Here is an 18,896-nt window from a genome sequence, read left to right on the forward strand (position 1 = left end):
CCTGCTCGAGGGCGGCGAGGCAATGGCTCAGGTCGTCTACTTTCGGCATGGGACGCGCTCCATTGAGGTCTTTGGCGACGACAATGGTGCACCGCTTCGCCGCCCGCCCCATAGCATCTCTCCCCCAATGGGGGAGAGGGTTGCGAAGGCTTGGCGAGGCGAAGCCAAGCCTAGCCGTAGCTGGGTGAGGGGGATTCCATCTCACCGGATCGGACTCTAGGGAACGGGCAATGCCAGAAGCTGGATCAGCGCCATCGCCGCGGCGGGCGCCTTCGGCTTGAAGCCGTTGATCATGTAGATGAAGACGTCGCGCGGCTTCGGCGGCTGTGCCGGTGGCGGGCCGAGGAGCTTGAGATCGTCGGGCAGGCCGCCCGCGGACCAGGTGCGCGCCCGCGCGGCCCAGCGACCGAGGTCCGCTCGCGGATAGCCCGTCTCGACCGCCTCGGAGGCGCGCTGCAATCGTGCATAGACGAAGGCGGCGGTGACGTCGGCGATCTCCGGAAAGTCGTCCTTGTCGGTCAAGACAGCAGCGACCCCGTATTCGCGGAGGAGGGCCACGAACTCCGGCGCGCGAAAACTCTCGTGCCGGACCTCGACCACATGCCGGATCGAGCGGCCCTCCACGCTCTTGGGCAGCAGCTTCAGGAACGATTCGAAATCCGCCGCCTCGAATTTCTTCGCGGGATGGAACTGCCAGTTGATCGGTCCGAGCTTCTCCTTGAGCTCGAGCACTCCGCTCTTGAAGAAACGCTCGATGGATTGCCCGGCTTCGCCGAGCACCCGCCGGTTGGTGGCAAAGCGCGTTCCCTTGACGGCGAAGACGAAGCCCTCCGGCGTCTCCTGGCGCCAGCGCTCGAAGCTCTCCTGCTTCTGCGAGCCGTAATAGGTGGCGTTGATTTCGATGGAGGTGAGCTGGCGGCTGGCGTAGTCCAACTCCTTTTTCTGGGCCAGGCCCGGCGGATAGAACACACCGCGCCAGGGCTCGAAATTCCAGCCGCCGATGCCGACCCGGATCGTGGCTTTCGCGCCGGCTGGATCTCGAAGCGACATGACGAATGCTAGGCCGAGATGAAGGCGCGCAGCAATTCCATCACCCGCTCCGGCTCCTCTACATTGGGCGCGTGGCCGCAGTTCTCGAAGATCTCGAGCCGCACCAGCTCGGGCCGGATCGCGGCGGCGATCATCCGCGCGAACGGCAACGGCGCGCGCGGATCCTTCGCCCCCGCCACCACCAAGGTTGGGCAGGCGATCCGTCCCAGCACAGGTCGAAAATCCACCCGCTTGCCTTCGCCGTCGAGGAAATGCGCGGCGACGGCGTCGTTCACCAGCCAGCGCCGCATGACGTCGGGATCGATGGGCTTGGTATTGTAGAGCGGGAAGCATATGGAGAGGAACGCCGCGGTCGTCTCCGGCGTCCTTCCGGCGAAATGGGCGGCGGCCACGGCGCGCGCCTTCGGCCCGCCGATCGCCTCGAAAGCGTCCAGCACCGGCTCGTCCTCGAGCACCGGGGTGGTGGAGTAGAGCACCAGCTTCGCCGGATGCGCGGGATGCCGGGTCGCATAGGATTGCGCCACGAGCCCGCCGAAGGAGAGGCCGAGCACGATCGGCTTTTCGATGCCGAGCGCATCGCAGAAGCCCAGCACATCGTCGCCCCACTGGTCGAGGGTCCACAGCGCCGGATCGCCATGCTCGCTCAGCCCGTTGCCGCGATGGTCGAGGTAGATCACTTGCGCCACCTCGGCCAAGGGCGCGAAGGCCGGCTTGAACATGGTGTGGTCGAGACCCGGCCCGCCATGCAGCAGCAAGAGCGTCGGCCGCTCGCGCATAAGCGGCCCGTCGGTCACCAGCTTTTCGCCGTCGACGTCGAAGAACAACCGAACGCCATTTACGCTTACGAACATCGTTGCCTCTTTGCTGCGGGTGAGCGGCCTTGCGGCCGCGCCCACGCTCTTACGCGCTCATTTTTCTGAGAGAATCTGGAGCGGGCGAAGGGATTCGAACCCTCGACCCCAACCTTGGCAAGGTTGTGCTCTACCCCTGAGCTACGCCCGCGCTCCGATGGCGGCGGCTTCTGGCAGCCCCACGCCCCATACCGAGTCAAAATACCCGAAGACCGGCGGCGGATCATAGCCAAACTCGATCTCATTGCAAGGCCGGAGCCCGCACCTGTAGCCTCGGGGCCCCATGCCAGACGCAGCCTCCCCGCCCCTCCCGGTCACACCCGCGGCGCTCTTTCGCCGCCTCAAGGAGCTCGGGATCGAGACCCGGACCCATTCCCATCCGCCCTTGATGACGGTGGAGGATTCCAAACGGCTCCGCGGCGATCTCCCCGGCGGCCACTGCAAGAATCTCTTCCTCAAGGACCGCAAGGACCAGATGTGGCTGGTGGTCACCCTCGAGGATCGCCCAGTCGACATCAAGTCCTTGGAGAAGAAGCTGGGCTCGGCCCGGCTCTCCTTCGCCAGCCCGGAGCGGCTCCTGGCCAATCTCGGCGTGACACCGGGGGCGGTCACACCCTTTGCCCTCATCAACGACCGCGAGGGCCGCGTCCAGGTGGTCTTGGACGAGGCCATGCTCGCCTTCGACCCGCTCAACTACCATCCGCTCACCAACGAGCAGACCACCCAGATCGCGCCTGGAGACCTGATCCGCTTCCTCGAGGCTTGCGGGCACCGGCCGCAGATCCTAAATCTCGACCTCTGAGCGGGTCCGGGCGGAAGCGAGGCCGTGGCCCTCGCAGAGCCCAAGACGCGTGCTATATCTACGAGATCCAACAAAGCTCGGTTGCCTCACCCAAAGCACCGCCGGGCCATAACCCTTCGAGACGGAATCGACTCATGGAGCAACTCATTGGCGCGGCCGCCGGCAATGGCGCCCCCGCCCCGGTCAAGGACATCAACGAGCGCGCCTTCATGGCCGAGGTGATCGAAGCCTCGCGGACGACGCCGGTCATCGTCGACTTCTGGGCGCCTTGGTGCGGGCCCTGCAAGACGCTGGGGCCCATGCTGGAACGGGCCGTCGCCGCCGCCAAGGGCAAGGTCAAGATGGTGAAGGTCAACATCGACCAGAACCAGGCGCTGGCTACCCAGATGCGGATCCAATCGATTCCCGCCGTCTATGCCTTCAAGGACGGACGGCCGGTGGACGGCTTCGTCGGGGCCTTGCCGGAAAGCCAGATCAAGGCCTTCGTGCAGCGCCTGCAAGCCGACGGGGCCGGCGGCGGCGAGGAGGAGGAAGCGATCGCCGAGGCGTTGGAACAGGCGAAGGAGCTCCTGGCCCAAGGCAATGCCGGTGCCGCGGCCAACCTCTACGACCAGATCCTGAAGGTGGCGCCGGACAACCCAGTGGCTATCGCCGGCCATCTGCGCTGCCTCATCGCCCAAGGCGACAGCGCCGGGGCTTTGGCGGCGCTCACGAAGCTGCCGCCGGAGCTGGCCAAGGAACCGGAGATCGCCGCCATCCGCGCCACCATCGAGCTCGCCGAGACCGGCGCCAAGGCCGGTGCCTCCGCCGGCTTGAAGGCGAAGGTGGACGCAAGCCCGGCGGATCACCAGGCGCGCTTCGACCTCGCCATGGCGCTCTTCGCCGAGGGCGGACGCGAGGCGGCGGTGGACGAGCTGCTCGAGCTCTTTCGCCGCGATCGCAAATGGAACGACGATGCGGCCCGCAAGCAGCTCGTCAAGTTCTTCGAGGCCTTCGGGCCGACCGATCCGTTGACGGTGTCGGCGCGGCGCCGGCTCTCGGCCTTGATGTTCCAATGAGCCGCCCGGCCTTCGCGCTGGCTGGCGAAGACCTGCCGAAGGTCCTCTCGATCTTTCCGCTTTCGGGCGTGCTCTTGCTGCCGCGCGGCAGCATCCGGCTCAACATCTTCGAGCCGCGCTACCTCGCCATGATCGAAGCCGCGCTCGGGGCCGGGCGCCTCATCGGCATGATCCAGCCGACCCTGCCCCTGCCGGCGCCCGAGGCCGAAACCACGCCGCCGGTGATCTATGGCACGGGCTGCGCCGGGCGCATCTCGAGCTTCAGCGAAACCGATGACGGCCGCTTCCTCATCCAGCTGACCGGGGTTGCCCGCTTCCACGTTGCCGAAGAGCTGGAGGGAGTGCGCGGCTACCGCCGGATCAGGCCGGATTGGGAGCGCTACAAGGGGGACCTCGAGGCGGACGGACAAGACACCGGTATCGACCGCGAGCAGCTGATCGAGACCTTGCGGCAGTATTTCGTCGCCCAGGGCATCAAGGCGGATTGGAAGGTGATCAAGGAGACGCCGAACGAGCGGCTGGTCACCTCGCTTGCCATGAGCTGCGAGTTCGAGGCAAACGAGAAACAGGCGCTGTTGGAGTCGCCGACCTTGGGCGAACGCTGCAAGATGATCGTGGCATTGATGGAGATGGCGCTGATGCAGCGCGGCGGCTCCAGCGCCGACCGGCCGCGGCACTAGAAGGATAAGGACAGCATGGCCCCCGACAAGGAATCCCGCTCCGGCATCGACCGCAAGCTCCTGGAGATTCTGGTCTGCCCCTTGACCAAGGGCCCCTTGCGCTACGATGCGGTGGCGCAGGAGCTGATCAGCGATCAGGCCCGCCTCGCCTATCCGATCCGCGACGGCATTCCGATCATGCTGGTCGAGGAGGCCCGCTCCTTGGACGAGGCGCCGGCGAAGCCGGGGCGAAGCTGACCGAGCGGTGGGGCAACGCCGATGGCCGAGTCGCTGGGGACCGAGCATTGGCCCCTCGAGGTGCGCCTGAAGCGGGCCGAGAAGCGGCTCGAGGTCGACTTCGACAACGGCAAGAGCTTCTCCTATCCGGCGGAATATCTCCGGGTCGAAAGCCCGTCGGCGGAGGTGCAAGGCCATGGCGGGCCCGGCAGCAAGACCATCGTCGGCGGCCGCCGCCATGTCGGCATCCTCGAGCTGGAGGCGGTCGGCCACTACGCCATCCGCATCAAGTTCGACGATCTGCACGACACCGGCATCTATAGCTGGCAGTACCTCTATCATCTGGGCCTGAACCAGGAGCGGATCTGGCAGGAATACGAGACCGCACTCGGCGCGGGCGGGCTCAGCCGCGAGCCGAAGCGGGGCTGAGACGCCGCACGGACGATTCCAATGACGCAGAACATCTACGACAACGACGAGTTCTTCCAGGGTTACAGCCGGCTCGGCCGCTCCGTCGAAGGCTTGGCCGGTGCGTCGGAATGGCCGGCGCTCCAGGCACTGCTGCCGAAGCTGGGCGGGCTTCGGGTCGTCGACCTTGGCTGCGGCTTCGGCTGGTTCTGCCGGTGGGCGCGCGAACAGGGCGCGGCTGAGGTCCTGGGCGTCGACGTGTCGGAGAAGATGCTGGCCCGCGGCCGTGACATGACCGCCGACCCGGCGATCGCCTACGCCAGGGCCGATTTGGAAGAGCTCGAGCTGGCGCCGGGCGCATTCGAGCTCGCCTATAGCTCGCTTGCCCTTCACTACATCAAGGACCTGGAGAGGCTGCTGACCCGGATCCATCGCGGGCTCGTTCCCGGCGGGCGCCTGGTCTTCTCGGTGGAGCATCCGATCTACACCGCACCCTCCGAGCCGGGTTGGTCGGTCAATGCCGCCGGTCGCAAGACCTGGCCGATCGACGGCTACCTCGATGAAGGTCCGCGCCGGACGGATTGGCTGACCAAGGGTGTCATCAAGCAGCATCGGACGCTGGCCGGCTACGTCAATCTCCTGCTTCGGCTCGGCTTCGCCCTATCGCACCTGGAAGAATGGGGACCGACGCCAGAGCAGATCGCAGCGCGGCCGACCCTCGCCGACGAGCATCAACGCCCACCGTTCTTGCTGGTGGCAGCGCGACGGTAGAGCGCTCCTTAACTACAACTATCTTATGTTTCGTCATTGCCGGGCTTGACCCGGCAATCCATCGTGCTGCGGTTAGATGGACCCGCGGATCAAGTCCGCGGGTGACGAGAAAAAGATTAGATGCGATCTTCCGAGAGAGTTGCGACCTAGGTCTGGTCGAGGGCGTATCCGGCCGAGCGGACGGTGCGGATCAGGTCGGCTTCGCGCTCGCCGTTGAGCGCCTTCCTGAGCCGGCGGATATGAACATCCACGGTTCGCGGCTCGACATAGACCTCCGCACCCCAAACCGCGTTCAAGAGCTGCTCGCGGCTGAACACCCGTCCGGGATGCTCGAGGAAGTGCCGCAAGAGCCGGAACTCGGTCGGTCCCAGATGGATGTCGCGGCCGCCCCGTTTCACCCGGTGCGCGGCCAGATCCATCACCACATCGGCGTAGTGCATGACCTCCGCCTCGACGGCCGGGCGCGCCCGGCGCAGGACGGCGCGAATGCGGGCCACCAGCTCGGTCGGGCTGAAGGGCTTCACCACATAGTCGTCGGCGCCGACATCGAGCCCGCGGACCCGGTCCGCCTCCTCGGCGCGTGCGGTCAGGATCACGATCGGAGTCCGTCGCGTCGCCGGCGCGCGCCTCAGCCGCCGGCACACCTCGAGCCCGGACACCAGGGGCAGCATCCAATCCAAGAGGATGAGATCGGGCTTGAGCTCGGCGGCCAGCATCAAGCCTTCCTCGCCGTCGCGCGCTTCCGCCACGCGAAAGCCCTCGCGCTCGAGGTTGTAGTGCAGAAGCGTGATCAGCGCCGCCTCGTCCTCGACGACCAGGATCAAGGGCTTCATGGCAACGCTTCGGCTGGCCGGGTGCCGCCGCTCCTCGCCGGCGACCGCGGCACTGCGGGAGGGCGCATGGCCGTCGGCGATGGGTGCGGGTGCTGGTCGGTCGCGCGCGTCCACGCCCTCTGGCTTGTCGGTTGCCATGGCCACCTCATCGTGTCTCCGCCGCATCGCCGCTGCCTGGCGGCGTCACGACGGTAAAGCTGCTGGTATCGCCCTTCGGCCGCTCGCCCTTGATTGTGGTGCCGACCACCTGGAAGTGCACCGTCTCGGCGATGTTGGTCGCATGGTCGCCCATACGCTCGATGTTCTTCGCCATGAACAGAAGGTGCGTGCAGGCGGTGATGTTGCGCGGGTCTTCCATCATGTAGGTCAAGAGCTCGCGAAACAGCGAGGTGTACATCTCGTCCACCTCTTCGTCGCGCTTCCACACCGCCACCGCCTTCGCCGTGTCGCCGTCGATATAGGCGTCGAGCACGTCCTTGAGATTGCTCTGCACCATCCTGGACATCCGGGGAATGCCCGAAGCCGGCTGCACCACGGGCAGGTTCTTCAGCGCGATCGAGCGTTTGGCGACATTGGCGGCATAGTCGCCGATGCGCTCCAGCTCGGAAGAGATCTTGAGGGCGGCGACGATGCCCCTGAGATCGCCGGCCATGGGCTGGCGCAGCGCCAGGAGCCGGACCACGAAGGCCTCGATGTCGTGCTCGAGGGCATCGACCTTCGCATCTGCTGCGATGCAGCGCTGGGCGAGGTCGGTGTCGCGCTTGACCACGGCCTGGACCGCCTGCTCCAGGTGGGCCTCCACCAGGCCGCCCATCTCGCTGATGAAGGTCTTGAGCCGCTTCAGGTCTTCGTCATAGGCCTTGATGATGTGCTCGGCAGCCATCGGCGGTTTTCCTATGAGGCGCGGCGGGGAGGAAGAGGGCCCCGCGGTTGATCTAGTATCGGCCGGCTACGATTGCATGACAAAACCATGACGGATTTTTGAAATCCGCTCGCCCAGGTCCGCTCACCGGGCAGCGGCGATCAGGCTCGAGAGGCCGGGAATTGCAGCCGCATGCGCCCGTTTGAGGGTGAGCCAGGCATGCCGGGCGAGCGGGTACTTGCCGGTCGCAATTGTTTCAGCATCGGGGCGCACCCCTTCGATGAGCGCCGCTTCCGGGCCAAGGCCGCCGATGCGGGAGATATCAAGGAGCCGGGTTGCCGCCGCCGCCTCGGGCGCGGTCGCGCCATAGGCGGCATCGCTCCTCAGAGTGCCGCAGAGGCGCGGCCGGAGCTTGGGCTCCTGCGCCAGCCGACGCGCGAGGTCGGGAACCGCCTGGCAGGCCTCCTCCAGCACGAGTGCGGCCAAGAGCCGGGCACCCTGGCTGCCGGGCTCAGGACCGATGATCCGAATAGCCTGAGCCGGCAGGCTCGGGTCGATCTCGGTCCAGGTGGCGGCCCGGTTCTGGGCGAGGTCGCTTCCCTCCACCAGCTCGGCGGCGAGCGCCCGCCAGAGCTGGCGGCGCGTCAGCGTCGCCGTCGGCGCCCCCAGCACGATGAAGCCCATGGCGCCCAAGTCGAGCTCCGCCAGCTCGCCCACGCCATTGGCCAGACAGCGGTCCCGCTCATCGATGCGCAGCCGCCGCAAGAGCACGAGCCCGTCCGCGGTCTGCGCCCCCAGCCCTGCGCAAAAGGCCTGGATCGCCTCCTCCGGGCCGCTCGCCTCGATGATCGCCGCCGGCGCTTCGGGTGCGGCCTCGGCGACGCGATCCTTGGCGCGCTCGAGCGCGCCGGCCACACCCGCGAGCCGCACCGCCTGACGGGCATTCCCGGTGCCGAGGGCCGAGAGCGCCATCAGGAGCGCCAGCATGGCCGCGAGCCAGCGGCCGCTCACGCAGCCCCGCTCCCCGTCCGCAGCATCGGGTGCTGGGCGGCGGCCATGGCCTGGGTGGCGACCGGCAGAAACACCGTGAAGGTGCTGCCGCGCCCGATGGTGCTGTCGATGGTGAGCGCGCCGCGATGGTGGTTGACGATGTGCTTGACGATCGCCAGCCCGAGTCCGGTGCCGCCCATCGCCCGGGAGCGGGCGGCATCGACCCGGTAGAACCGCTCGGTCAGCCGCGCCAGATGCTCGCGGGGAATGCCTTCGCCCTGATCGATGACCGCGATCGATACCGCGGCGGGTCCGCCCGGCGGATAGCTCGGCGGCGGCTCCTTCGCCGGCTCCGCCACGATCCTCAGCTCCGCTCCGACCTTGCCGTATTTCAGCGCATTGTCGATCAGGTTCTGGAACACCTGGGTGAGCTCGTCCGCATCGCCCGCGATCGGTGGCAAGGCGCCGGCGAACTCGAGCCCGATGGTCATGCCGCGCTTGGCCGCCTGGATGTCGAGCGTGGCTTTGACCGCCGGCAGCAGCTCGCCCAGAACGATGATATCGGTCGGCGGGGTGTGCTCGCGCACTTCGATCCGCGACAAGGACAAAAGATCGCCCACCAGGCGGGCCATGCGCTGGCTCTGCTCATGCATGATCTCGAGGAAGCGCTCGCGCGCGGCGACGTCGTCCTTCGCCGGACCGCGGAGCGTCTCCACGAAGCCGATGAGCGTGGTCAAGGGCGTGCGCAGCTCGTGGCTGGCATTGGCGACGAAATCGGCGCGCATGCGCTCCAGCCGCTTCAAGCCGGTGACATCGTGCAGCAGGACCAGAAGCTGGCCGCCGCCGGTTCCCGGCAAGGGCGAGATCCGGATGCTGAAGTTGAGGTCCACCGGCGCCGGCAGCGTGATCTCGACCATGCGGCCGATACCCTCGGCCAAGGTCGCTTCGGCGGCGGCGAGCACGGCGGGCTGACGCAAGACCTCGACCAGGTTGCGCTCGATCACGCGCGGACCGAAGAGCTCGCGGGCGGCGGCGTTCGCATCGACGACGACGCGGCCGGGACCGAGCAGCAGCAGGGGATCGGGGACGCTGTCGAAGATCCTCTGCCTGGCCTGGGCGAGCGCCTCCAAGGCGGCGATCCGGGCGCCGAGGCGCTCCTCCAGGCGCGCCAGGATTTGGGCGGTGCGCCGGGTGAGCCCGGCATCGTCGGCAGGCGGCAGCGGACCGGCGATGCGGGCGACCTCCTCGGCCAGCCGCGCCAGCCCTACGAGCCGGCGATAATGCCCGATCGCGAGCCGGGCGAGCACGGCGATGGCAATGAGCCAGAGACCGGCCGCCGCCGCCAGGATGCGGGGATCGGCGAAGCCGAGCGCCAGCAGCACCGCCACGCTGGGCAGAGCCATGACCGCCACGATTTGCCATGGCACGCGATTGCCGTCGTGAAAGACCATCCGCCCAGACTGAAGGCTCGGCCGGCCGGCGCCGTCAAGCCCGGAGAGAGACAAGATCATGCGTTGGGCAGCCGTCCATGAAACTCGACGCCTTGCGGGTGTTGAGGTAGGAGATATCTATGCAACCCCGACATGGGGACGTCGCGCTGGACTACCGTCGGTACCGTGTCAACGCCCAGGATCGGCAGCCGCTCCTCGATTTCATGCTAGGAGCGCTGCAGGATGCTGGCTGCAGGGTGCTCCGGTGCACGCCGCCAAACGAGGCGCCGTTCCGAATCGGCTTTGAGACGCCCGATGGGGAGCGAATCGGCGTCATCGCGTACGCATTCCTCGCCACTCGAACGCCCACGAAAAACCGGCCGCTCGACGAACGCTCGTTCCAGATCAAATACGGGTCCAAGGGCGACGGCACGCCGCACGACGTGTGGCAGGATCCGTTCGGCATCTACACGACGCTGTTTTTTGGCATCGACCCAAAGGAGCGCTTCTTTGTCGCGGTCGACCCGGAAATGCACAATCCGACCAAGATGTTCATCCGGTTCGAGTTTAAGGACTCGCATGTGGAGCTGATCAAGAGGAACGGCTGGCACGTTTGGGAACGGCAGAAGCGCAGCGATGGTCTCGAGGAGCCGATCGAAGTTGTAGTTGGTGGTTCGGCGGCCAATTTTCTCCGGTTTGTGCAATTTGAAAGAGCGGCAAAAGGTCTAGATCAAGGTCATCGGCAGCTTCTAGCCGACAAGACGGAGCTTCTGAAGCGTCCGGCCGCGGGCGTTGCCGATATTGAGCCGGCAATCGACACCGTGGCGCTCCACCCGCTCGTACGAGAGCTGGCAATGAATCCACATCAAATTCTGGAGATCATCGCATCTGCCAGGCGCCTAAAGATGGCGGTGCGCGGCTGGGTTGCCGAGGAGCATTTGAAGACTGCGATCGAGAAGGCGCCCGGCATAACGGATTGCCAACGTCTAGATGTGGAGGGTGGCCCTGATATTAGGCTTCGCTACAAGGATGGGCGGCCGATTCTGATCGAGTGCAAGAATGTGCTTCGCCAAACCAACGCAAAGAAGCAGCCTCGCGTCGACTTCCAGCGAACCCGAGCATCGAAATCGGATCCTTGCTCGCGGTATTATGGTGCCGGAGAGTTCGATGTGCTGGCAGCTTGCCTCCACGCGGTGACCGAGCGATGGGAATTCAAGTACAAGCTCCCGATCGAGCTGCCAGGGCACAAGCAATGTCCGGGCAAGCTGGCCAGCAACGTCACGGTCGACGAAATGTGGGATGCCAGCATCGTGCCGATTCTTGAACGCTTGAGCGCATGAATGGGTAAGGCGCGAGCAATGACAGACCTCAAGGCAATTAGCCTCTATTCCGGGGCGGGTGGTCTCGACTATGGATTTGAGGCCGCCGGAATCGGTACTGCGGTTGCGCTAGAGGTCGATCCTGACTGTTGCGCGACGCTTCGGCGCAATCGTCCCTGGCCCATCATCGCCGACGACATTGCCGACGTGCCGACGGAACGCCTTCTCTCGGTTGCTGGGCTCAAGGCTGGCGAGGCCGACCTGCTGATAGGCGGGCCGCCATGCCAGCCCTTCTCAAAGTCGGGATACTGGGCCTCAGGGGATTCGGGACGCCTTCTCGACCCTCGTGCGTCCACTCTCGGCGCGTTCCTCCGCGTACTGCGTGAGGCTCAGCCGCGCGCGTTCCTTCTGGAGAATGTAGAAGGCCTTGGGTATCGCGGTAAGACGGAGGGGCTGTCGCTCATTCAAGAAACCATTGCAGCCATCAATAACGTTTGCGGATCCAGCTATCGTCCGAGCGTTGCTGTCCTAAATGCCGCTGACTATGGCGTGCCTCAGATGAGACGACGCCTCTTTGTCGTTGCCGGGAGAGATGGCGCTCATTTCAGATTTCCGCAACCAACCCACGCGGACCGGTCCAGCGACTTCCAGATGGATTCGTTCCAGCCGCATATCACCGCATGGGATGCTCTTCATGACCTGCCCGGCTCTTCGAACGAGGATCTTGGAATGAAGGGCCGATGGGCAGATCTGCTGCCGTCGATCCCTGAGGGCCAAAACTATCTCTGGCATACCGACAGGATGGGGGGCTTGCCATTGTTTGGCTGGCGCCGCCGCTTCTGGTCGTTCCTCCTAAAGCTCGCCAAGGATCGCCCTGCCTGGACATTGCAGGCGCAGCCAGGGCCTGCGACAGGTCCATTCCACTGGTCCAACCGTAGGCTTAGCGTTCGCGAGATGTGCCGCCTACAAACGTTTCCCAACGATATCGAGATAGTTGGAACCTATGGATCTGCGCAGCGGCAGATAGGCAATGCGGTCCCATCGCTTCTTGCGGAGGTCCTTGGTCGTGAGATCAGACGGCAGCTCCTTGCTAGCCCAGCCGCCACCGGCTCGGTTCAGCTCGCGATTGATCCCGCAAGAATCCCGGTGCCGCCGGCTGAGCCTGTAGCGCAAGTGCCCGCTAAGTACCTCGCGCTACGAGGCACGCACCAAGCGCACCCCGGAACGGGGCGCGGGCCGGGCGCTCGCCGCCGGCCACCGGCCGAGAAACATGCGGAGCTTCCGCTCGAATAGCTCTGGCTTGCGCGTTTCGCATTCCCAGATGACGAGCGTTTTCCAGCCCAGCCGACGCAAGGCAGCGATCGCCGTACGATCACGCTCAATGTTTCGCTCAAGCTTCGGCAGCCAATAGTCGAGCCGAGATTTTGGCGGGCGCGCCAAGCGACATCGCGCGTGCAGGTGCCAAAAGCAGCCATGGACGAAGATCACTTTGCTCAGGCCCGGAAAGCAGAGGTCAGGAGTTCCCGGCAAATCGCGGCGATGGAGCCGAAAGCGAAAGCCCAAGGCGTAAGCAGCTCGTCGGACGACGATTTCCGGTCGCGTATCGGTCTTTCGGATGCGCTGCATGACGGCGCTGCGCTCTGCGGGGGTAATTCGGTCAGCCATGGAGGTTGTCCAATAGCGCACGCCTAATCGCCGCGCTATTCATTTGCGGCTCACAATCCGATATGGCCGCGCTCTGTAGAATGCCCAGAGATTACCTTCGCATTGGCCCGAGTCGCGGATTTACCGGACGGCTTCGTGGGCGGCGAGCGCGGCGCTACCGCTTGGCACAGTGATCGCCTTCGAGGGTAATTGGGACACGCTGCCCCGGGGCCGAGCCGGTCGATATCCTCCCGGAGCCGGAAGACCCGGAAAGCGCCCGCTCGGCCGATGCCGGGCCCGCCGACGCCAAGTTCCGCTGACCTCAGGCGGCACGCCTTACGCCCAGCGTGCCGCAACCTGCCATCCGGCAGGTGCGGTATTTGACTGCCGAATCGGCTGACGGCATTTTTGTCGCATGAGCGGCGCCACCCGCAAAGTCACGGTGCATCTTCCCGTCGCGTTGCTTGTCAAAGCGCAACGGGTAACCGGTGAGGGTGTCACCGAGACACTCCGTCAGGGGCTGGAGGCGCTGACTGCGGCGAAGGCCGCCCGCGATCTACGGCGCCTGCGCGGCAAGATCGCGCTCGCGATCGATCTCAAGGAACTGCGCCGCGATCGGCGATGATCGCCGTCGATACCAGCCCCTTGATCGCACACCTGTACGTCAATCGGGACACGCGCCGCGCGATAGGCCGGCAGACCCGCCCCTTTCAGTCTTCCCGCGTCCTACTTCACCGCTTCGTGGGCGGCGAGGGCGGCGATGTTGACCAGCTCGGAGACGGTGGCACCCATCTGTACGATCTGCACCGACTTGGCGAGACCGATGAGGAGCGGGCCGATCACGGTGGCCCCGCCCAGCTGCTGCATCAGCTTGTAGGAGACATTGGCGGTGTGGAGGGCGGGCATGATCAGCACGTTGGCCGGACCCGAGAGCCGGCAGAACGGGTAGAGCTTGCGGATCTCGTCGTTGAGCGCCACGTCCGGCGACATCTCGCCGTCATATTCGAAATCCACCTGGCGGCGATCCAAGGCCAGCATGGCTTCGCGGATGCGCTGCGCCTTCTCGCGCATGGGGTTGCCGAAATTGGAGAAGGACAATAGCGCCACCCTGGGCTCATGGCCCATCTGGCGGGCCTTGGCGGCGGTCTGGATGGCGATGTCGGCCAGTACTTCCGGATCGGGCAGCTCGTGCACATGCGTATCGGCGATGAACACGGTGCGGCCCTTCGACAACACGATCGAGAGCCCAAAGACGCGGGCCCGCGGGCTGGTGTCGATGACCCGGATGATGTCCTCGTAGGCAACCCAGAAATTGCGGGTGACGCCGGTCACCAGCGCATCGGCATCGCCGCAGGCGACCATGCAGGCGCCGAAGACGTTGCGGTCCTGGTTCACCATGCGCTGGCAGTCGCGGGCGAGGAAGCCCTTGCGCTGCAGGCGGTTGTAGAGGAACTCGGTGTAGCGCTGGTTGTGCTGGGAGAGCCGCGCATTGTGAATCTCGAGGTCGACGCCGCCGACGACCCCGATCGCGGCCATGGTGTCGTGGATGCGCGCTTCGCGCCCGATCAGGACCGGCGTGCCGTAGCCGGCATTGCGGAAGGCGACGGCGGCGCGGATCACCCGCTCCTCCTCGCCCTCGGCGAACACCACGCGCTTCGGGTTCTCCTGCACCTTGTCGAAGATGCGCTGCAGGCTGGCGGCGGTGGGGTCGAGCCTGGCGCTCAAGCTGGCGCGATAGCCCTTGAGATCCATGATCGGCTTCCTGGCCACGCCGCTGTCCATCGCCGCCTTGGCGACGGCGGAGGAGACGGTGCCGATAAGGCGCGGATCGAAGGGTGCGGGGATGATGTAGTCCGGACCGTAGCGCAGCTTGCGCCCGGCATAGGCGCGGCCGACCTCGTCCGGCACGTCCTCGCGGGCGAGCTGGGCGAGCGCCTCGGCGGCGGCGATCTTCATGGCGTCGTTGATGGTGGAGGCGCGCACATCGAGGGCGCCGCGGAAGATGTAGGGGAAGCCCAGGATGTTGTTGACCTGGTTGGGATAGTCCGAGCGGCCGGTGGCGACAATGGCGTCGGGGCGGACCGCCTTCACCGCCTCCGGGGTGATCTCCGGGTCGGGATTGGCCATGGCGAAGATGATCGGACGGTCGGCCATGCCGCGGACCATCTCCTGATTGACCGCGTCCTTGGAGGAGAGGCCGAAGAGGACATCGGCGCCTTGCATCGCCTCGGCCAAGGTGCGCGCCTTGGTCTTGGCCGCATGCGCCGACTTCCACTGGTTCATGCCGGCGGTGCGGCCCTGGTAGACCACGCCCTTGGTGTCGCATAGCACCACGTTGTCATGGGGCATGCCCATGGTCTTCAAGAGCTCGACGCAGGCGATCGCCGCCGCACCTGCACCGTTCACCACCATGCGCGCGTTCTTGAGCGTGCGGCCGGTCAGATCGAGGGCGTTGATGAGAGCCGCGGCGACGATGATGGCGGTGCCGTGCTGGTCGTCGTGGAAGACCGGAATGTCGAGGAGCTCGCGCAGGCGCTGCTCGATGATGAAGCACTCCGGCGCCTTGATGTCCTCGAGGTTGATGCCGCCGAAGGCCGGTCCGAGATAGCGCACGCAGTTGACAAACTCGTCCACGTCCTTGGTGTCGATCTCGAGATCGATGCCGTCCACGTCGGCAAACCGCTTGAAGAGGACCGCCTTGCCCTCCATGACCGGCTTGGCCCCCAGGGGTCCGAGATCGCCCAGGCCCAAGACCGCGGTGCCGTTGGTGATGACGGCGACCATGTTGCCCTTGGCGGTGTAGTCGTAGACCTTGGTGGGATCGCGGTAGATCTCGAGGCAGGGGGCGGCCACGCCGGGCGAGTAGGCGAGCGACAGGTCGCGCTGGGTGGTGAGCGGCTTGGTTGCCACCACTTCGATCTTGCCCGGCCGGCCGCTCGCATGCATGTCGAGGGCTTCTTGGTCGGTGACTCGGGACTCGCTGTCCATTGGGCTCGGCTCCGGGACGTTTCCTTTAGGCGCTGACGATGTCCCGGTCTTCGGCCAGGTTCCAGCGGCGTCGTTCCATAGTGGGCCAAGTGCCTGGCCTGCGTCCAGTTTTTGGCCAATCCTGGCCGCTTGAGACCCTCCCATGCTAGCCTCGCCGGCTTCCGTTCCTGCCATCTTCCGGAGTCCCGTGCCCGACCTTCCGCGACCCGGACCCGCCACCGAGGCCAGCCCCTTGATGGCGCAATATCTTGAGATCAAGGCCCAGCATCCGGACTGCCTGTTGTTCTACCGGATGGGGGACTTCTACGAGCTGTTCTTCGAGGACGCAGCCAAGGCGGCCCAGGCCCTCGACATCGCCTTGACCAAGCGCGGCAAGCATGACGGCGAGGACATCCCCATGTGCGGGGTGCCGGTGCATGCGAGCGATGCCTACCTCTCCCGCCTCATCCGCAAGGGCTTCCGGGTCGCGGTCTGCGAGCAGGTGGAGGACCCGGCAGAAGCCAAGCGCCGCGGCGCCAAATCGGTGGTCCAGCGCGCGGTGGTGCGGATCGTCACGCCCGGCACCTTGACCGAGGACAATCTGCTCGACGCCAGGACCAACAACTATCTGGCGGCCCTTGCCGATGCCCAAGGCGAGCTGGCGATCGCCTGGGTCGATGTGTCGACGGGGGCGCTCTGGGTGGCGCCAGTCGCCGGCACCTCGCTTGCCGCCGAGCTTGCCCGCCTGGACCCGGCCGAGCTCTTGCTGCCGGAGCGGCTGTTCCAAGATGCGGACCTCATGCAGGCGATCGCGGACTGGAAGCCGGTGCTGGTGCCGCTCCCGGGTGCGCGCTTCGAGTCCACATCCGGACGGCGCCGGCTGGAGGCGCTGTTTCGGGTCGCATCCCTCGATGCCTTCGGGTCTTTCAGCCGCAGCGAAGGGGCCGCCGCCGGCGCGCTCGTCGACTATGTCGAGCTGACCCAGAAGGGACGGTTGCCCCGGCTCTCCCCGCCCAGGCGAGCCGCACCCGGCCATAGCCTGGAGATCGACGCGGCCACCAGGCGGAATCTCGAGCTCTCGCGCACGCTCACGGGCGAGCGCGAGGGCAGCCTGTTGGGCGTCATCGATCGGACCGTGTCGGGCGCCGGCGCCCGGCTCCTGGCCGAGCGCCTGGCAGCGCCGCTCCGCGACGTGGCGCTCATCGAGGCGCGTCTCGATGCGGTGCAATTCTTCCTCGCCGACGAAAGGCTGCGCCAGGAGCTGCGCCATCGCTTGCAGCGCGTGGCCGATCTGGCGCGAGCCCTGGCCCGGCTCACCGTGGGCCGCGGCGGCCCCCGCGACCTGGCCGCGTTGCGCGACGGCTTGGCCCAGGCGAGTGAGATCCGCCAGCTCTTGGCCGCACCCCGGCTGGCGCCGATGCCGCTCGAGATCGCCCGATCCGATCGCGACCTCGGCGATCACACGGCTCTCGTCGACACGCTCACGCGCGCGCTTGGCGACGAGCTGCCGATGCTGGCCCGCGACGGTGGCTTCATCCGGCCCGGCTATCGGAGCGAGCTCGACGAGCTCCGGGGGCTACGCGACGAGAGCCGGCGCCTCATCGCCAATCTGCAGAGCCGCTATGCGGCCGAAACCGGCATCGCCTCGCTCAAGATCCGCCACAACAACGTGCTGGGGTATTTCATCGAGGTCACCCAGACCCATGCCGAGAAGCTCATCGGGCTTGCTGGATTCATTCACCGGCAGACCATGGCGAATGCGGCGCGCTTTGCCACGACGGAGCTGGGCGAGCTCGAATCCCGCTTGGCGAGCGCGGCGGAAAAGGCGCTTTCCCTCGAGCTCGAGATGTTCGAGACGCTCACCGGCGAGGTCCGTGGCCGAGCAGAAGACATCGCGCAGGCTGCCGATGCGCTGGCTCGGCTCGATGTGGCGAGCGCGCTCGCCGAGCTCGCCGCCGAGCGCCTCTATGCGCGGCCCAGCGTCGATGCCTCCCGGCGGTTCCGGGTCAAGGGCGGACGGCATCCGGTGGTCGAGGCGGCATTGACCCATGCGGGAGCCGGCGCCTTCGTCGCCAATGATTGCGATCTCGCCCCGGAACGGCGGCTGTGGCTCCTGACCGGACCCAACATGGCGGGCAAATCCACCTTCCTCCGCCAGAACGCGCTCATCGCCATCCTGGCCCAGATGGGTTCCTACGTTCCCGCCGCCGCCGCGGAGATCGGCCTGGTCGACCGTCTCTTCAGCCGTGTCGGCGCCGCCGACGATCTCGCGCGCGGCCGCTCCACCTTCATGGTCGAAATGGTCGAGACTGCGGCGATCCTGAACCAGGCGACGGAGTCCTCGCTGGTGATCCTGGACGAGATCGGCCGCGGCACGGCGACCTTCGACGGGCTGTCGATCGCCTGGGCCACGGTCGAGCACCTGCACGAGATCAATCGCTGCCGCGCCCTCTTCGCCACCCATTACCATGAGCTGACGGCGCTCGCCGCCAAGCTGGCCGGCATCAGCCTGCAGACCATGCGGGTGAAGGAGTGGCAGGACGACGTGATCTTCCTGCACGAGGTGGCCCCGGGTGCCGCCGACCGCTCCTACGGCATCCACGTAGCGAAGCTTGCGGGACTGCCGGATTCCGTCGTCGCCCGCGCCGGAGAGGTGCTGGCGCTCTTGGAAGAGGGCGAGGATGCGAGCACGCTGGCACGCCTCGCCGACGATCTGCCGCTGTTCCAGGCAATGCGGCCGAGCGCAAAGCCGAGCCCTTCGGGGACGGACCCGCTGGACCAGGCGCTGTCGGCGCTCAACCCCGACGAGCTCACGCCGAAAGAGGCGCTGGAGGCGCTTTACCGGTTGAAGGGTCTCACGAAGCGCTAGCCCGTATTTCTCAGTGCGCCCCGAGGGCGCGGATCACCAGTGGAGGAAGGTACCACCCGGACAGTAGTCGGTTCGATCTGGTAGCTGGCAAGCGGCTTGGCGGGGCAACCCGTCGGGCTGGAGCCTTGCGACGAAGGCCGCGATAG

General features: G+C 66.4%; 18 protein-coding genes and 1 tRNA gene. 10 read left to right on the plus strand and 9 right to left on the minus strand.

Going from position 1 to position 18,896, the window contains the following annotated elements; genetic code table 11:
* Positions 1-216: 216 nt before the first annotated feature.
* The 3 genes from HY058_08760 to HY058_08770 all read right to left on the minus strand — a co-directional run bounded on the left by HY058_08760 (position 217) and on the right by HY058_08770 (position 2,052).
* The gene (locus HY058_08760; GenBank protein ID MBI3497380.1) at positions 217-1,050 is read right to left on the minus strand and encodes a DUF72 domain-containing protein; all 834 of its coding nucleotides are present in this window, start codon (positions 1,048-1,050) and stop codon (positions 217-219) included.
* Positions 1,051-1,058: 8 nt separating this feature from the next.
* Positions 1,059-1,901 (minus strand): alpha/beta fold hydrolase, encoded by an 843-nt coding sequence (locus HY058_08765; protein MBI3497381.1) that lies wholly within the window; start codon positions 1,899-1,901, stop codon positions 1,059-1,061.
* Between the two features lie 76 nt (positions 1,902-1,977).
* A tRNA-Gly gene (locus tag HY058_08770) sits at positions 1,978-2,052 on the minus strand.
* Positions 2,053-2,184: 132 nt separating this feature from the next.
* Between HY058_08770 and HY058_08775 the strand changes: the two genes are divergently transcribed.
* The 6 genes from HY058_08775 (at position 2,185) to HY058_08800 (ending at position 5,836) form a co-directional block, all read left to right on the plus strand.
* Positions 2,185-2,703: a prolyl-tRNA synthetase associated domain-containing protein gene (locus tag HY058_08775; protein MBI3497382.1), complete on the plus strand. Its 519-nt coding sequence runs from the start codon at positions 2,185-2,187 to the stop codon at positions 2,701-2,703.
* 134 nt (positions 2,704-2,837) lie between these two features.
* The gene (gene trxA, locus HY058_08780) at positions 2,838-3,761 is read left to right on the plus strand and encodes a thioredoxin (protein ID MBI3497383.1); all 924 of its coding nucleotides are present in this window, start codon (positions 2,838-2,840) and stop codon (positions 3,759-3,761) included.
* Positions 3,758-4,441 (plus strand): LON peptidase substrate-binding domain-containing protein, encoded by a 684-nt coding sequence (locus tag HY058_08785; protein ID MBI3497384.1) that lies wholly within the window; start codon positions 3,758-3,760, stop codon positions 4,439-4,441. The genes trxA and HY058_08785 overlap by 4 nt, the downstream gene beginning before the upstream one ends.
* Positions 4,442-4,456: 15 nt before the next feature.
* Positions 4,457-4,678, plus strand: a complete 222-nt coding sequence (locus tag HY058_08790) for a Trm112 family protein (GenBank protein ID MBI3497385.1) — start codon at positions 4,457-4,459, stop codon at positions 4,676-4,678.
* 21 nt (positions 4,679-4,699) lie between these two features.
* Positions 4,700-5,086, plus strand: coding sequence for a DUF971 domain-containing protein (locus tag HY058_08795; GenBank protein ID MBI3497386.1), 387 nt, complete (start codon positions 4,700-4,702; stop codon positions 5,084-5,086).
* Between the two features lie 21 nt (positions 5,087-5,107).
* Positions 5,108-5,836 carry a class I SAM-dependent methyltransferase gene (locus HY058_08800; protein MBI3497387.1) on the plus strand — a complete coding sequence of 243 codons (729 nt, stop codon included), beginning with the start codon at positions 5,108-5,110 and terminating at the stop codon, positions 5,834-5,836.
* Positions 5,837-5,982: 146 nt separating this feature from the next.
* Here the strand turns inward: HY058_08800 and phoB are convergent, their stop codons facing one another.
* From phoB to HY058_08820, 4 genes are all read right to left on the minus strand, one after another.
* On the minus strand, positions 5,983-6,669 hold the full coding sequence (gene phoB, locus HY058_08805) for a phosphate regulon transcriptional regulator PhoB (protein MBI3497388.1): 687 nt from the start codon (positions 6,667-6,669) through the stop codon (positions 5,983-5,985).
* A 145-nt stretch (positions 6,670-6,814) separates the two neighbouring features.
* Entirely contained in the window at positions 6,815-7,552 is a 738-nt protein-coding gene (gene phoU / locus HY058_08810; protein MBI3497389.1) for a phosphate signaling complex protein PhoU, read from the minus strand.
* A 123-nt stretch (positions 7,553-7,675) separates the two neighbouring features.
* Positions 7,676-8,542: a substrate-binding domain-containing protein gene (locus HY058_08815; GenBank protein MBI3497390.1), complete on the minus strand. Its 867-nt coding sequence runs from the start codon at positions 8,540-8,542 to the stop codon at positions 7,676-7,678.
* On the minus strand, positions 8,539-9,972 hold the full coding sequence (locus HY058_08820; protein ID MBI3497391.1) for a PAS domain-containing protein: 1,434 nt from the start codon (positions 9,970-9,972) through the stop codon (positions 8,539-8,541). Before HY058_08820 ends, HY058_08815 begins: the two co-directional genes overlap by 4 nt.
* A 119-nt stretch (positions 9,973-10,091) precedes the next feature.
* On the opposite strand from HY058_08820, the gene HY058_08825 reads away from it, so the two are divergent.
* Both HY058_08825 and HY058_08830 read left to right on the plus strand, forming a co-directional pair.
* A complete protein-coding gene (locus HY058_08825) occupies positions 10,092-11,291 on the plus strand; it encodes a hypothetical protein (protein ID MBI3497392.1) in 1,200 nt (399 codons plus the stop codon).
* A gap of 18 nt (positions 11,292-11,309) precedes the next feature.
* Positions 11,310-12,563, plus strand: a complete 1,254-nt coding sequence (locus tag HY058_08830; protein ID MBI3497393.1) for a DNA cytosine methyltransferase — start codon at positions 11,310-11,312, stop codon at positions 12,561-12,563.
* Here HY058_08830 and vsr read toward each other — a convergent pair.
* Positions 12,465-12,935 carry a DNA mismatch endonuclease Vsr gene (gene vsr / locus HY058_08835; protein MBI3497394.1) on the minus strand — a complete coding sequence of 157 codons (471 nt, stop codon included), beginning with the start codon at positions 12,933-12,935 and terminating at the stop codon, positions 12,465-12,467. The genes HY058_08830 and vsr overlap by 99 nt on opposite strands.
* A gap of 394 nt (positions 12,936-13,329) precedes the next feature.
* Between vsr and HY058_08840 the strand changes: the two genes are divergently transcribed.
* On the plus strand, positions 13,330-13,539 hold the full coding sequence (locus HY058_08840; protein ID MBI3497395.1) for a hypothetical protein: 210 nt from the start codon (positions 13,330-13,332) through the stop codon (positions 13,537-13,539).
* Positions 13,540-13,640: 101 nt separating this feature from the next.
* Here the strand turns inward: HY058_08840 and HY058_08845 are convergent, their stop codons facing one another.
* Positions 13,641-15,902, minus strand: coding sequence for an NADP-dependent malic enzyme (locus HY058_08845; protein MBI3497396.1), 2,262 nt, complete (start codon positions 15,900-15,902; stop codon positions 13,641-13,643).
* Positions 15,903-16,044: 142 nt separating this feature from the next.
* On the opposite strand from HY058_08845, the gene mutS reads away from it, so the two are divergent.
* Positions 16,045-18,750 carry a DNA mismatch repair protein MutS gene (gene mutS, locus HY058_08850; protein MBI3497397.1) on the plus strand — a complete coding sequence of 902 codons (2,706 nt, stop codon included), beginning with the start codon at positions 16,045-16,047 and terminating at the stop codon, positions 18,748-18,750.
* Positions 18,751-18,896 lie beyond the last annotated feature (146 nt).

Source organism: Pseudomonadota bacterium (assembly GCA_016195085.1).
Taxonomy (GTDB): domain Bacteria; phylum Pseudomonadota; class Alphaproteobacteria; order SHVZ01; family SHVZ01; genus JACQAG01.